This is a genomic window from Streptomyces sp. NPDC001985 (genome assembly GCF_040296845.1).
In the GTDB taxonomy this organism is placed as follows: domain Bacteria; phylum Actinomycetota; class Actinomycetes; order Streptomycetales; family Streptomycetaceae; genus Streptomyces.
In genome coordinates this window covers 80,449-94,035 of sequence record NZ_JBEOYB010000008.1, presented here as the reverse complement: position 1 = coordinate 94,035, position 13,587 = coordinate 80,449, and the positions used below count along the sequence as shown (strand labels likewise).

General features: G+C 71.2%; 14 protein-coding genes. 2 read left to right on the top strand and 12 right to left on the bottom strand.

The features are described 5' to 3' along the window. The first annotated feature begins 22 nt into the window (after positions 1 to 22). Together mgt and ABT122_RS05455 are read left to right on the top strand one after the other, a co-directional pair. Complete coding sequence (gene mgt, locus ABT122_RS05460; RefSeq protein WP_351545706.1) at positions 23 to 1,222, top strand: macrolide-inactivating glycosyltransferase; 1,200 nt, start codon at positions 23 to 25, stop codon at positions 1,220 to 1,222. A gap of 525 nt (positions 1,223 to 1,747) precedes the next feature. After that, positions 1,748 to 2,947 (top strand): S8 family peptidase, encoded by a 1,200-nt coding sequence (locus ABT122_RS05455; RefSeq protein ID WP_351545703.1) that lies wholly within the window; start codon positions 1,748 to 1,750, stop codon positions 2,945 to 2,947. 66 nt (positions 2,948 to 3,013) lie between these two features. Here ABT122_RS05455 and ABT122_RS05450 read toward each other — a convergent pair whose 3' ends face one another. The 12 genes from ABT122_RS05450 to ABT122_RS05395 form a co-directional block, all read right to left on the bottom strand. Beyond that, a complete protein-coding gene (locus ABT122_RS05450; RefSeq protein WP_351545701.1) occupies positions 3,014 to 3,205 on the bottom strand; it encodes a DUF4236 domain-containing protein in 192 nt (63 codons plus the stop codon). A gap of 96 nt (positions 3,206 to 3,301) precedes the next feature. Continuing rightward, entirely contained in the window at positions 3,302 to 4,066 is a 765-nt protein-coding gene (locus ABT122_RS05445; protein ID WP_351545698.1) for a sirohydrochlorin chelatase, read from the bottom strand. 60 nt (positions 4,067 to 4,126) lie between these two features. Further along, on the bottom strand, positions 4,127 to 5,035 hold the full coding sequence (locus ABT122_RS05440; protein WP_351545696.1) for an ABC transporter permease: 909 nt from the start codon (positions 5,033 to 5,035) through the stop codon (positions 4,127 to 4,129). Continuing rightward, the gene (locus ABT122_RS05435; RefSeq protein ID WP_351545694.1) at positions 5,022 to 5,810 is read right to left on the bottom strand and encodes an ABC transporter ATP-binding protein; all 789 of its coding nucleotides are present in this window, start codon (positions 5,808 to 5,810) and stop codon (positions 5,022 to 5,024) included. Before ABT122_RS05435 ends, ABT122_RS05440 begins: the two co-directional genes overlap by 14 nt. Before the next feature lie 34 nt (positions 5,811 to 5,844). After that, positions 5,845 to 6,951 (bottom strand): ABC transporter substrate-binding protein, encoded by a 1,107-nt coding sequence (locus tag ABT122_RS05430; protein ID WP_351545692.1) that lies wholly within the window; start codon positions 6,949 to 6,951, stop codon positions 5,845 to 5,847. Positions 6,952 to 7,158: 207 nt separating this feature from the next. Then, on the bottom strand, positions 7,159 to 8,493 hold the full coding sequence (locus tag ABT122_RS05425) for a sulfate adenylyltransferase subunit 1 (RefSeq protein WP_351545689.1): 1,335 nt from the start codon (positions 8,491 to 8,493) through the stop codon (positions 7,159 to 7,161). 2 nt (positions 8,494 to 8,495) lie between these two features. Next, complete coding sequence (gene cysD, locus ABT122_RS05420) at positions 8,496 to 9,419, bottom strand: sulfate adenylyltransferase subunit CysD (RefSeq protein WP_451066609.1); 924 nt, start codon at positions 9,417 to 9,419, stop codon at positions 8,496 to 8,498. Positions 9,420 to 9,439: 20 nt separating this feature from the next. After that, a complete protein-coding gene (gene cysC, locus ABT122_RS05415) occupies positions 9,440 to 10,033 on the bottom strand; it encodes an adenylyl-sulfate kinase (RefSeq protein WP_351545683.1) in 594 nt (197 codons plus the stop codon). Next, on the bottom strand, positions 10,015 to 10,713 hold the full coding sequence (locus ABT122_RS05410) for a phosphoadenylyl-sulfate reductase (protein WP_351545680.1): 699 nt from the start codon (positions 10,711 to 10,713) through the stop codon (positions 10,015 to 10,017). The genes cysC and ABT122_RS05410 overlap by 19 nt, the downstream gene beginning before the upstream one ends. Continuing rightward, on the bottom strand, positions 10,710 to 10,889 hold the full coding sequence (locus tag ABT122_RS05405) for a hypothetical protein (protein WP_351545677.1): 180 nt from the start codon (positions 10,887 to 10,889) through the stop codon (positions 10,710 to 10,712). Before ABT122_RS05405 ends, ABT122_RS05410 begins: the two co-directional genes overlap by 4 nt. Next, entirely contained in the window at positions 10,886 to 12,583 is a 1,698-nt protein-coding gene (locus tag ABT122_RS05400) for a nitrite/sulfite reductase (RefSeq protein WP_351545674.1), read from the bottom strand. The genes ABT122_RS05405 and ABT122_RS05400 overlap by 4 nt, the downstream gene beginning before the upstream one ends. A 427-nt stretch (positions 12,584 to 13,010) precedes the next feature. Next, complete coding sequence (locus ABT122_RS05395) at positions 13,011 to 13,586, bottom strand: GNAT family N-acetyltransferase (RefSeq protein WP_351545671.1); 576 nt, start codon at positions 13,584 to 13,586, stop codon at positions 13,011 to 13,013. Position 13,587: the final 1 nt, after the last annotated feature.

The following is a 13,587-nucleotide window of genomic DNA, read 5'->3' as shown; positions in this document are numbered from 1 at the left end:
TCGTCTCGTTTAGCGTGAGGGAATGAACGAACCGCAGCGCGCGCACATCGCCATGTTCTCCATCGCCGCCCCCGGGCATGTGAACCCGAGCCTGGAGGTCATCCGCGAGCTGGTGGCGCGCGGCCACCGGGTCAGCTACGCGATCCCGGCGTCCTTCGCCGGGAGGGTCGCCGCGACGGGGGCGACACCCGTGGTCTACGACTCCGTCCTGCCCACCGAGGACGACCCGGACGGGTGGGGGACGGATCTGATCGACAACATCGAGCCCTTCCTCCGGGACGCGATCCAGGTGCTGCCGCAGCTCGCGGCGGCGTTCGAGGGGGACGAGCCCGATCTGGTCCTCCATGACATCACCGCCTACTCCGCGCAGGTGCTGGCCCACCGGTGGGGGGTGCCGGCCGTCTCGCTCTGGCCCAACCTCGTTCCCTGGGAGGGGTACGACGAGGAGGTGGCCCAGCCCCTGTACGCGGAGCTGAAGGCGAGCGAGCGGGGCCGGGCGTACTACGCGCGCTTCGGTGACTGGCTCACGGAGAACGGGCTGGGCGACACCCACCCCGATGATCTGCTCGCCCGGCCCCGGCGCGCGGTGGTGCTGATCCCGAGCGCCCTCCAGCCCAACGCCGACCGGGTCGACACCTCGGTCTTCACCTTTGTGGGCGCCTGCCAGGGGAAGCGGGCGGACCAGGGCCGGTGGGAGCGGCCGGCCGGGGCGGAGAAGGTGCTGCTGGTGTCGCTGGGGTCGTCCTACACCAAGCACCCCGGTTTCTACCGCGCCTGCCTGGAGGCGTTCGGGGGGCTGGCGGGGTGGCACATGGTGCTGCAGATCGGCCGGCATGTGGAGGTGGGGGAGCTGGGGGAGATCCCGGGGAATGTGGAGGTGCACGCGTGGGTGCCGCAGCTCTCGGTCCTTGAGCAGGCGGACGCGTTTGTGACGCACGCGGGGGCCGGGGGGAGCCAGGAGGGGCTGGCGACGGCCACACCGATGGTGGCGGTCCCCCAGGCGGTGGATCAGTTCGGCAACGCCGACATGCTGGTGGGGCTGGGGGTGGCGCGCCGGCTGGATTCGGCGACGGCGACTCCGGGGGAGATTCGTGAGGCGGTGCTGGGGTTGGTGGGGGATGAGGGGGTGGGGGTGAGGCTCGCGGAGGTGAGGGCGCGGATGGCGGCGGAAGGGGGTGCGCCGATGGCGGCGGCCCTCATCGAGGCGGAGCTGCCCCGCTGACGGGGTGCCCCGCGCCGGGGTGGTGTGCCTGCCTTCCCGTGGTGCGGGGTCCGTCCTCAAGCGCCGGACGGGCTGACTTTCCCGCCCTCCCCGAGCGAACTCAGCTCCTCCGGGTACGAAATCCAGCCCCTCCGGCGTTTGAGGAGCGGGGGTTCGGGGGCTGGCCCCCGACCGTGGCCCGCGGGATGCGGGGTCCTGTGGACCAGGGTCCGTCCTCAAGCGCCGGACGGGCTGGGTTGGTCGGTCTGTGCGGGGTCCTGTGGACCAGGGGCCGTGTTCAAGCTCTGGCAGAGCTGCCTCTGGGAGGTGCCGCCAGGACCGGCCGGGGATTGAGGCGGGGGAGGGGACGGAGGGTGGCCGGCAAGTCATGCGCCGGGAAACATCGCTGACTTATCGTTACATAACCTTGTTGTGAAAATCACAGCAGCTTGATCTGAGCGCGTCAATGAGCCAGGGTTCGAGCCAGCCCGGACGACCCCCTCCCCGGGCACCCCCCACCCCCCGCTCACGAGGAGCCCCCTCCCCATGGCAACCCACCGCCGCAAGAGCAGAATCAAGCTCACCGCCGCCCTCACCGCCATCGCCGCCACCATCGGCGGCACCGCCCTCACCGCCTCCTTCGCCGGTGCCTCCGCACCCCCCGAGGGCACCGTCCACGGCACCGGCGCCGCCGGCGCGGTCAGCGGCAGCTACATCGTCATGCTCGACGAGAAGGCGGACAAGCGCGAACTGGCCAAGGAGTACGGCGGCGAACTGCGCCGCGACTACACCTCCTCCATCAACGGCTTCTCCGCCACCGGGCTCAGCGAGACCGAGGCCAAGCGGCTCGCCGCCGACCCGGCCGTCGCCAAGGTGGTGCAGAACAAGAAGTTCTCCATCAGCGCCACCCAGACCAACCCGCCGTCCTGGGGCCTGGACCGGATAGACCAGACCGCCACCGCCGGCGACCGCGCGTACACCTACCCCGACGGCGGGGGCGCGGGAGTGACGGCGTACGTCCTGGACACCGGCGTCCGCGTCACCCACCGGGACTTCCAGGGCCGCGCGAGCAACGGCTTCGACGCCATCGACAACGACACCGTCGCGCAGGACGGCAACGGCCACGGCACCCATGTCGCCGGCACCATCGCCGGTGCGAGCCACGGGGTGGCGAAGAAGGCGCGGATCGTGGCCGTGCGGGTGCTCGACAACCGGGGCTCGGGCACCACCGAGCAGGTCGTCGCCGGTATCGACTGGGTCACCAAGAACCGCAAGGGCCCCTCGGTCGCCAATATGAGCCTCGGTGGCGGCGCGGATGTCGCCCTCGACACCGCCGTGCGCAAGGCGATCGCCTCCGGGGTCGCCTTCGGCGTCGCCGCGGGCAATGAGTCCTCCGACGCGAGCCGTGTCTCACCGGCCCGGGTCCCCGAGGCCATCACCGTCGCCTCGACCACCAGGACCGACGCCCAGTCGTCCTTCTCCAACTTCGGCCGGGCCGTCGACCTGTACGCGCCCGGCTCGGACATCACCTCCGCCTGGCACACCAGCGACACCGGTACGAGGACGATCTCCGGCACCTCGATGGCGGCCCCGCACGTGGTCGGCGCGGCGGCGCTCCACCTCGCGGCCCGCCCCGGTGCCACCCCGGCGCAGATCGCCCGGGCCCTCACCGACGGCGCCACCCCGGGCAAGGTGTCCAACTCCACCCCCGGCACCCCGAACAAGCTGCTCAAGCTCGTGAAGTAGCCGGCCGGGCGGCGTCCGTGCCCTTCCCCCACGGGGCGCGGACGCCACTCGCCCGCGGTCCCGGTCTCAGTGCCGGCGGGAGCGCCGGCGCCAGGTGAACCCGCCCGGGAGACGGACCGCGGTGGTGCGGCGGCCGTGCCGGTCCCGGGTGATGTGCGCCCGCCGGGTGCCGACGGTCCAGGACCAGCCGCGCGAGCCGATGTTCAGATGGAGCAGCTTGGGGATCACAGTGATCCGCTTGTGGTAGTGGAATGACATGAGTGGCCTCCTTCCCTCGATGGTGCGCGGGGTGCGCACCACACCCGTCACCGTACGGCCACGGCCCTGTCACACGGCCGCGCCTCCCGGGGGGTGTCAGGCGAGGACGCCCATCCTCGCGGCGGCCGGCGCGCAGGCCGCCGCCGCGTCGTAGCGTTCGAGGAGCAGCCGGGCCAGCTCCGGGGAGGGACCCAGCACTCCCGCGAGGACATCCGCCCCCCGGGCCCCCTCGGCGATCCGGTCGGGCAGCCGGCCGGGGGCGATGACATACGGCGCCACCGCCACCCGGGCACAGCCGTCCTGCCGCAGCGAACGCACCGCGTCCTCGGTCCGCGGCAGGGATGCGGAGGCGAACGCGGGCCGCACGGAGCACCAACCGGTGCGCCTCAGCTCCCGCGCCATGGCTGCGATCGCCGCGATCGCCTCCGGGTCTGTGGAGCCCGCGGCGGCCAGGACCAGCCCCGTCGAGCCCCGGTCGGACCGCCGGACCCCGGCCTCCCGCAGCCGCCGCTCCACCGCGGCGAGCAGCAGCGGCGAGGGGCCCAGCACCCGGGCCTGCCGGACCCGCAGCCCCGGCAGCCGCGCCGATGCCTCCCCCAGCACACCGGGGAGGTCCGACTTGGCGTGGAAGGCCCGGGTCAGCAGCAGCGGCAGGGCGACGACATCCGCCCGGCCGCCCCCGGCCGCCGCGAGCCGCTCCAGCGCCTCCGGCACGGACGGTGTGTCGAACTCCAGGAACGCGGTCTCCATCCGGAGCCCCGGCCGCAGCTCCCCGGCCCGGCGCACCAGGGCGTGGACGGTGGCCGCGTGCCGTGGATCACGGCTGCCGTGGGCGACGACGAGCAGGACGGGAGGGCGCATGGCACGGACTCTGTTCCGGTCGGAGGAAGGAAGGGAAGTGACGGGGGCGACAGCCCGCGCTCAGCTCTTGACCAGCAGCCCGCGCCCCCTCAGCACGGCCCGCTCCAGCGGGCTGAAGAGCAGCAGATCGATGGCGATACCCACCAGCAGGATCAGCAGGATCGCCATGAACACCCCCGGCATGTCCGAGTTGCTCCGTCCGTTCTCCAGCAACTGGCCGAGCCCCAGCCCCAGATCGGGCGAGGAGGCGATGATCTCCGCGGCCATCAGCGACCGCCAGGAGAACGCCCACCCCTGCTTGAGCCCCGCCACATAGCCGGGCAGCGCGGCCGGCAGCACGATGTGCCAGGTCCCCTTCATCCCGGTGGCGCCCATGGTGCGCCCCGCCCGCAGAAACAGCGGCGGGACCTGGTCCACCCCGGAGACCAGACCGTTGGCGATCGACGGCACCGCGCCGAGCAGGATCACCGCGTACATCATCTGGTTGTTCAGCCCGAGCCAGATCACCGCGGGCGGCACCCAGGCCACCGACGGCAGCGACTGGAGCCCCGACAGGATCGGCCCGATCGCCGCCCGGACGAACTTCACCCGGGCGACCAGCAGCCCCAGCGGCGTACCGATGGCGAGCGCCAGCAGAAAGCCGAGCAGACCGCGCGAGACGCTGGTCCACACCACTTCCAGCAGGGTGCCCTGGACCCACAGGGTGGACACGCTGTCCCACACCGCGGACGGCGCGGGCAGACTGCCCTCGTCCGTGACCTCGATCTCCACCAGGATCTGCCAGACGGCGATCACCAGCGCGACCGCCACCAGCGGCGGCAGCACCTTCTGGAGCAGCACCTGACGCAGCGGGGTGCGGTGGGACTGCACCGCGTCCAGCGCGTCGAGCCCCGCCTCCAGACCGGCGAGGTCGTCGGTCCGGCCGGCCTTGCCCGCCTTGCCGGTGGTGGTGGTGTCAGTGCTGGCCATGTCGGCGGATCTCCCCACGCAGTTCTTCAGTGATCTCGACCGACAGCTCCGCCACGGCGGCGTCCTCGATCCGGCGCGGCTGTTCGATGCCGACCGTCCACTCCCGGGCGATCCGCCCCGGCCGGGACGACAGCAGCACCACCCGCTCCGCGAGCCGCACGGCCTCCCGGACGTTGTGCGTGACGAACAGCACCGAGAGCCGCGTCTCCCGCCAGATCCGGGTCAGCTCGTCGTGCAGCACATCCCGGGTGATGGCGTCGAGCGCCGCGAACGGCTCGTCCATCAGCAGCAGCTGGCTGTCCTGGGCGAGCGCCCTGGCCAGCGCGACCCGCTGCCGCATACCGCCGGACAGCTCGTGCACCCGCTTGCCGTGGGCCCCGCCGAGACGGACCAGGTCGAGCAGCCGCTCGGCCTCGCCCCGCCGCTCCGACTTGGCCACCCCGCGCAGCCGCAGCGCGAGTTCGATGTTCTTGCCCGCCGTCAGCCAGGGGAACAGCGCGTGCTCCTGGAACATCAGCGCGGGACGGCCCTGGGTGGTGATGGTTCCGGCGGAGGGCGCGTCGAGCCCCGCCACCAGATTGAGCAGGGTGGACTTTCCGCAGCCCGAGGCACCCAGGAGGGTGACGAACTCGCCCGGAGCGACATCGAGACTGATGTCGTCCAGGACGAGCTGCCGCCCCCCGGGACCCGCGAAGGACTTCGAGACATGCTCGATACGGGCGGCGTGCCCGGCCGTTGTACGGTCCTCGGCCTGGTCCTTGGTGAGGGTGGCCATGGTCGTCACCTCCTGGGGAACGTGGCTGCGCGGGTTACTTGACGCCGAGACCGGAGTCGGAGACCTCGGGCTTGCCGTCGGCCTTGAGGACCTCGTTCAGCCCCCTCAGGTCATAGATGCCGTTCAGGTCGGGCGCCTTCAGCAGCCCGGCCTTCACCGCGTACCCGGCCTGCGTCCGCAGGGTGGACGCCAGCGGGTCGGAGGTGAACTGGATGGACTTCCACGCCGGGTCGAGGATCTCGGCCGGGAGCGCCTTGCCGGTGAGCGCCTTCAGCTTGGCGTTCGCGGACGCCTTGGCCTTCTCCGGGTTGGTGTTGATCCAGTTGTTCGTCTTCACCGAGCCGCGCACCACGGCCTCCACCACGTCCGGGTGCTCCTTGAGGAACTTCTGCGACACGATGATGTGGGTGATGACGAACTTCTTGTCCGGCCAGAGCGTCGACTCGTCCAGGAGCACCTTGGCGCCCTGGCTCACCAGCCTCGACGCGGTCGGCTCGGGCACCCAGGCGCCGTCGATGGAGCCCGACTTGTAGGCATCCGGGGTGATCTTGTTGTCGGTGCGGACGATATTGACATCGCCCTTGCCGCTCTGGGCGTCGGTCTTCCAGCCCCGCTCGGCTATCCAGTTGAGGAAGGCGACGTCCTGGGTGTTCCCGACCTGCGGGGTGGCGATCTTCCTGCCCTTGAGATCGTCCAGCGTCTTGATCTTCTCGGGGTTGACCACCAGCTTCACTCCGCCGGAGGCGGCGCCGGCGACGACCCGCAGACTCTTGCCCTTGGACTTGGTGAACCCGTTGATGGCGGGCGAGGGGCCGATGAAGCCGATGTCGATCGAGCCCGCGTTCAGCGCCTCGATCTCGGAGGGGCCGGCGTTGAAGGTGGTGGAGGTGAGCTGGGTCCCGCCCAGCTCCTTCTGGAGGATGCCCTCCTGCTCACCGACGAGGGCGGTGGCGTGGGTGAGGTTCGGGAAGTAGCCGAGCTTCACGGTGTCCGAGGAGAGCTTCTCGCCCTTGGCGGCCGGGGCCTTCTCGTCCTCGGTGGCTTCGGAGCCGTATCCGCAGGAGGCGAGTGCTCCGATCAGAAGCGGCAGGGCGGCGGCTGCGGCAACACCGCGGCGCAGGGTGGTGCGGGTGGCTGGCACGGGAGATGGTCCCCTCGTTGGCCCCGGCTCTCACGCGTATCGGGCGTGGCCGGGAAGTCGGCAGTACGGTGTCTTCGCTTCTGGTACGGGTGGTGGGTACGGGTCATCGCGCACATCGCGTGACACCCCCGGAGCCCGCGCCGAGGGTGCCGCTCCCCACGCGGCCGCCCTCCTTCGCGAAGGTCGCGAACACATCGGTCGTCATCATCAGAAGTCCCATTCCGCGTCGTCGTCGGCCGCTGGTGCGGCCTTGGCGGTGCTCGCGAACGAGTCGCCCGCCATACCGGCCGCCAGCGTGGTGCCGTCGGCCGGGTCGATCAGAAGGAAGGAGCCGGTGCGCCGGGAGTCGGCGTACGAGTCGAGCGCCAGCGGCTCGGCGGTGCGCAGGCGCACCTGGCCGATGTCGTTGGCGACGAGCTGCCCCGGCGCCGGGTGCTGGGAGAGGTCGTCGAGGGTGAGCCGGGACGGAATGTCCTTGACGATCGCCTTGACCGTGCGGGTGGTGTGCTTCAGCAGCACCCGCTGCCCCACCGTCAGCGGCGCGTCGGCCACATGGCAGACCGTCGCCTCGATGTCCTGGGTGGTGGCGGGGGTGTCACCGCTCGGCACGATCAGATCGCCCCGGGAGACGTCGATGTCGTCCTCCAGGAGGAGCGTCACCGACTGCGGCGCCCAGGCGATGTCCACCGCCCGGCCGAGCAGATCGATCCCGCTCACCCTGGAGGTGAGCCCCGACGGCAGGACGGTCACCTGCTCGCCGACCCGGAACGCGCCGGCCGCGACCTGGCCCGCGTACCCCCGGTAGTCCGGGTGCTCGGCCGTCTGCGGACGGATGACGTACTGCACCGGCAGCCGGGCATGGCAGGCGGTGAGGTCATGGCTGACCGGGACCGTCTCCAGGTGTTCGAGGACGGTCGGCCCGCCGTACCAGTCCATGTGCGCCGAGGGGTCCACGACATTGTCCCCGGCGAGCGCCGAGATCGGGATGGCGGCCACATCGGGGACGCCGAGTTCGGAGGCGTACGTCGTGAACTCCTCGGCGATCCGCGCGAAGACGGGCTCGGCGTACCCCACGAGGTCCATCTTGTTGACGGCGAGCACCACATGCGGCACCCGAAGCAGGGCGGCGACGGCCGCGTGGCGGCGGGTCTGCTCGACCACGCCGTTGCGGGCGTCCACCAGGACCACCGCCAGCTCGGCCGTGGAGGCGCCGGTGACCATGTTCCGGGTGTACTGCACATGGCCGGGGGTGTCGGCCAGGATGAACCGGCGCCGGGCGGTGGCGAAGTAGCGGTAGGCGACATCGATGGTGATGCCCTGCTCCCGCTCGGCCCGCAGCCCGTCGGTCAGCAGCGCCAGATCCGGCGCCTCCTGGCCCCGGGAGCGCGAGGCGCTCTCCACGGCCTCCAGCTGATCCGTCAGGATCGACTTGGAGTCGTGCAGCAGCCGCCCCACCAGCGTCGACTTGCCGTCGTCCACCGAGCCCGCCGTCGCGAACCGCAGCAGGGTGGTGGCCGAGAGATGTTCGGTGGTGGTGGTCATGGCTAGAAGTACCCCTCGCGCTTGCGGTCTTCCATCGCGGCCTCGGACATCTTGTCGTCGGCTCGGGTGGCTCCCCGCTCGGTGAGCCGGGAGGCGGCGATCTCCGCGATCACCGCGTCCAGGGTGGTGGCGTCGGAGTCCACCGCGCCCGTGCACGACATGTCGCCCACCGTCCGGTACCGGATCAGCCGGGTCTGCACCGCCTCCGAGCCCTTCGGCCCGCCCCAGGCCCCGGCCGTCAGCCACATGCCCGCGCGCTGGAACACCGGCCGCTCATGGGCGAAGTAGATCTCCGGGAGTTCGATCTCCTCCCGCTCGATGTACTGCCACACATCCAGCTCGGTCCAGTTGGAGAGCGGGAACACCCGCACATGCTCGCCGGGGGCGTGCCGGCCGTTGTAGAGCTGCCACAGCTCCGGGCGCTGCCGGCGCGGGTCCCACTGCGAGAACTCGTCGCGCAGCGAGAACACCCGCTCCTTCGCCCGGGCCTTCTCCTCGTCCCGCCGTCCGCCGCCGAACACCGCGTCGAAGCGGTGCTCCCGGATCGCGTCGGTCAGCGGCACCGTCTGGAGCGGGTTGCGGGTCCCGTCGGGCCGCTCCCGCAGCGTCCCGGCGTCGATGTACTCCTGCACCAGCGCCACATGCAGCCGCAGCCCGTGGCGCGCGACCGTGCGGTCGCGGTACTCGATGACCTCGGGGAAGTTGTGCCCGGTGTCCACGTGCAGCAGCGAGAACGGCACCGGCGCCGGCGCGAAGGCCTTGAGCGCCAGATGCAGCATCACGATGGAGTCCTTGCCGCCGGAGAAGAGGATTACCGGCCGTTCGAACTCCCCCGCCACCTCGCGGAAGATGTGCACCGCCTCGGATTCGAGGGCGTCCAGATGCGACAGGGCGTAGGGAGTGTCCCCGGCCCCGGACCTCACCACCGCCGTACCGTGCGCGTCGCTCACAGCAGACCCTTCCCCGCCAGCAGCGCGTGCACAGCCGCCGCCGACTCCTCGACACTCTGATCCTGTGACTCGATCCGCAGATCGGGGGCGGCCGGAGCCTCGTAGGGGTCGTCCACGCCGGTCAGACCGGTGAGTTCGCCCGCGGCCTGCTTGGCGTACAGCCCCTTCACATCCCGCTCCGAGCACACCTCCACCGGGGTGGCGACATACACCTCCAGATAGGGCGTCGACTCGGCGGCGTGCCGCTTGCGGACGGCCTCGCGGCTGTCGGCGTAGGGCGCGATGACCGGGACGAGGACCGTGACGCCGTGGGACGCGAGCAGTTCGGCGACGAAACCGATGCGCTGGACGTTGGTGTGCCGGTCCGCGCGGCCGAAGCCGAGGCCCGCCGAGAGGAACTCGCGGATCTCGTCGCCGTCGAGCACCTCGGTGCGGTGTCCCTCGGCGCGCAGCCGCTCGGCGAGGGCGAGGGCGATGGTGGTCTTGCCCGCGCTCGGCAGCCCGGTGAGCCAGATGGTGGCCCCAGTCACGTCTTTCTCCTGCCCCTGGGTGGTCTTCGGGTCCTGATCGGTCATCCGTGCAGCCCGCATTCCGTCTTGCCCCGGCCGGCCCAGCGGCCGGCGCGCGCGTCCTCGCCCTCCAGCACCCGGCGGGTGCAGGGCGCGCATCCCACGGAGGCGTAGCCGTCCATCAGAAGCGGGTTGGTGAGCACGCCGTGCTCGGCCGCGTAGCCGTCCACGTCCTCCTGGGTCCAGCGGGCGATGGGCGCGACCTTGACCTTCTGGCGCCGCTCGTCCCAGCCGACGACAGGGGTGCCGGCCCGGGTCGGGGACTCGTCGCGGCGCAGCCCGGTCGCCCAGGCGTCGTACCCGGCGAGCCCCTCCTCCAGCGGCTTGACCTTCCGCAGGGAGCAGCACAGGTCCGGGTCGCGGTCGTGCAGCCGGGGCCCGTACTGGGCGTCCTGCTCGGCCACGCTCTGCCGGGGCGTGAGCGTGATCAGCGAGACGTCCATCACCGCCTCGACCGCGTCCCGGGTGCCGATGGTCTCGGGGAAGTGGTAACCGGTGTCGAGGAAGACGACATCGACGCCGGGGAAGGCGCGGGACGCGAGATGCGCCACCACCGCGTCCTCCATGGAGGAGGTGACACAGAACCGGGGGCCAAACGTTTCCGCCGCCCAGGTGAGCACCGTGAGCGCGTCCGCCTCCTCCAGCTCCCGCCCGGCCCGCTCGGCGAGCCCTCGCAGATCACTGGTCCGAAGTGCCGTCATATCCCGTCGCCTCCACCGTCGTTGCGCTGAAATCCACGGGCCAGCAGCCCGAGGTACTTCAGCTGGAAGGCGCGGTTGCACCCCGCGCATTCCCACGCGCCGTGGCCCTGCTCGCTGGGGCGCAGGTCCTCGTCCGAGCAGTAGGGGCAGTAGAAGGGGGCCGCCCGCTCGCTCATGAGAGGGCCTCCTCGGAGGCGCGGGCCGCCCAGGCGGCGAAGCGCTCGCCGTCCTCGCGCTGCTCCTGGAAGCGGCGCACCACCCGCTCGACGTAGTCGGGGAGTTCGTCGGCCGAGACCTTGAGCCCGCGGACCTTCCGGCCGAATCCGGCCTCCAGCCCGAGCGCGCCGCCCAGGTGGACCTGGTAGCCCTCGACCTGGTTGCCGTCGTCGTCCAGGACCAGCTGCCCCTTGAGACCGATGTCCGCCACCTGGATACGGGCGCAGGCGTTGGGGCAGCCGTTGAGGTTGATGGTGATCGGCTGGTCGAACTCGGGCAGCCGGCGCTCCAGTTCGTCGATGAGCGAGGCGCCGCGCGCCTTGGTCTCGACGATGGCCAGCTTGCAGAACTCGATCCCGGTGCAGGCCATGGTGCCGCGCCGGAAGGGGGAGGGCTTGACCCGCAGGTCCAGCGCCTCCAGACCGGCCACCACGGAGTCGACCTGGTCCTCCGCGATGTCCAGGACGATCATCTTCTGTTCGGCGGTGGTGCGCACCCGGCCCGAGCCGTGCGCCTCGGCCAGCGCGGCGATCTTGGTGAGGATGGTGCCGTCGACCCGCCCGACCCTCGGCGCGAACCCGACGTAGAACCGTCCGTCCCGCTGCCGGTGGACGCCGACATGGTCACGCCACTGCTGTACGGGCTGGTCGGGCGCGGGCCCGTCGGCCAGCTTCCGCAGCAGATACTGCTCCTCCAGGATCTGGCGGAACTTCTCCGGGCCCCAGTCGGCGACGAGGAACTTCAGCCGGGCGCGGTTGCGCAGCCGGCGGTAGCCGTAGTCGCGGAAGATCGAGATGACGCCCTGGTAGACATCGGGGACCTCGTCCAGCGACACCCAGGTGCCCAGACGCACACCGATCTTGGGGTTGGTGGAGAGCCCGCCGCCGACCCAGACATCGAAACCGGGGCCCAGTTCGGGGTGGTTGACGCCGACGAACGCGATGTCGTTGATCTCGTGCGCCACATCGAGCAGCGGGGAGCCGGAGATCGCGGACTTGAACTTGCGCGGCAGGTTGGAGAAGTCCTTGTTGCCCACGATCCGGCGGTAGATCTCGTCGATCGCGGGGGTGCCGTCGATGATCTCGTCCTCGGCGATCCCGGCGACGGGGGAGCCGAGGATCACCCGGGGGGTGTCGCCGCAGGCCTCGGTGGTGGAGAGGCCCACCGCCTCCAGCCGGCGCCAGATCTCCGGGACGTCCTCGATGCGAATCCAGTGGTACTGCACGTTCTGCCGGTCGGTGATGTCGGCGGTGCCGCGCGCGAACTCCTGGGAGATCTCGCCGATGACCCGCAGCTGAGCGGTGGTCAGCCGGCCGCCGTCGATGCGGACCCGGAGCATGAAGTACTTGTCGTCCAGCTCCTCCGGGTCGAGGATCGCGGTCTTGCCGCCGTCGATCCCGGGCTTGCGCTGGGTGTAGAGACCCCACCAGCGCATCCGTCCGCGCAGATCGGCGCCGTCGATGGAGTCGAATCCCTGGCGGGAGTAGATCGTCTCAATGCGTGTCCGCACATTGAGACCGTCGTCGTCCTTCTTGGTCTGCTCATTGGCATTGAGGGGCGTCATGTGGCCAACGGCCCACTGGCCCTCGCCGCGGTGGCGTCCAGCTCGGCGGCGGGGCGCGGCGGGGGCGGGCTTTTCCGGGGTGGCGGGCATGGCGATATGTCCTTCGATGCTGCAGGAGGGCGGCTCTGAGCTGCACACTCGCGGGGAGGCGCGACGGTGCGCAGGGTGGCGATTTCGGTGATCGTCGAGGCGGCTCAGACGGGAGACGGCTAAGACTGCGAAGCGGGGCAGGCTGCGGGGAACGCCGGGAGTTCAGGGAGACATCGGGAAGAGGCCCGACTGCGCTGAGCTGTCAGCAGGCGGGACAGATGGCACTGCACATGCGGCCGAGATCGACGTGCCGCCGACTCACCAAGGCAATTCCAGCTTCAGACATGACGGAAGCGTGTCATGGCGATCGGACGACAGTCCACCATTATCCGCATGGTGGACAGAGATGTCCCGTATCGCGAGACACTGTGTGGTCGGTCACTAGCCGGCCGCGTTCCGGTTGCCCGGAGCGCGGCCGGCCCGGCGCTCAGGAGGCGGCGGGGTGCGCACCAGGCCAGGGGCCGGGCGTGGGGGTGTCCGGCTCGTCCGCCACCGTGGTGTCGAAGAGGCGGAAGCCGCGCCGCAGATAGTTGTCCATCGCGTGCGGCCCGTCCTTGGAGCAGGTGTGCAGCCAGACCCGCTCGGTCGGGGCGATTTCCGGCCAGCGCTCCGCCAGATCCCAGGCCCTGGCCACCGCGTACGACAGCAGATGGCCCCCGATCCGCCGGCCCCGGAACGCCGCGATCAGCCCGAAGTAGACGATCTCCACCGAGCCGCCGTCCTGCGCCTGGAGCTCCGCGTACCCCGCCGGAGTCCCCTTCTCGTACGCCACCCAGGTCTCGGTGCCCGGCCTGCCGAGCACCTCCTCCCACTCCGGATGCGTCAGCGCCAGCCGGTCCGACCACTGGACGTCCCCGCCGACCGCCGTGTAGAGGAACCGGCTGAACTCGGGCGAGGGCACCTCGGCCCGGACGATCCGTACATCCCCGGGGGCCGCGGCTGAGGGCCGCAGCTCGGCGGGGGAGGTCTGCTCCAGGGACCACGTGGTCACGGCGATGTTCATA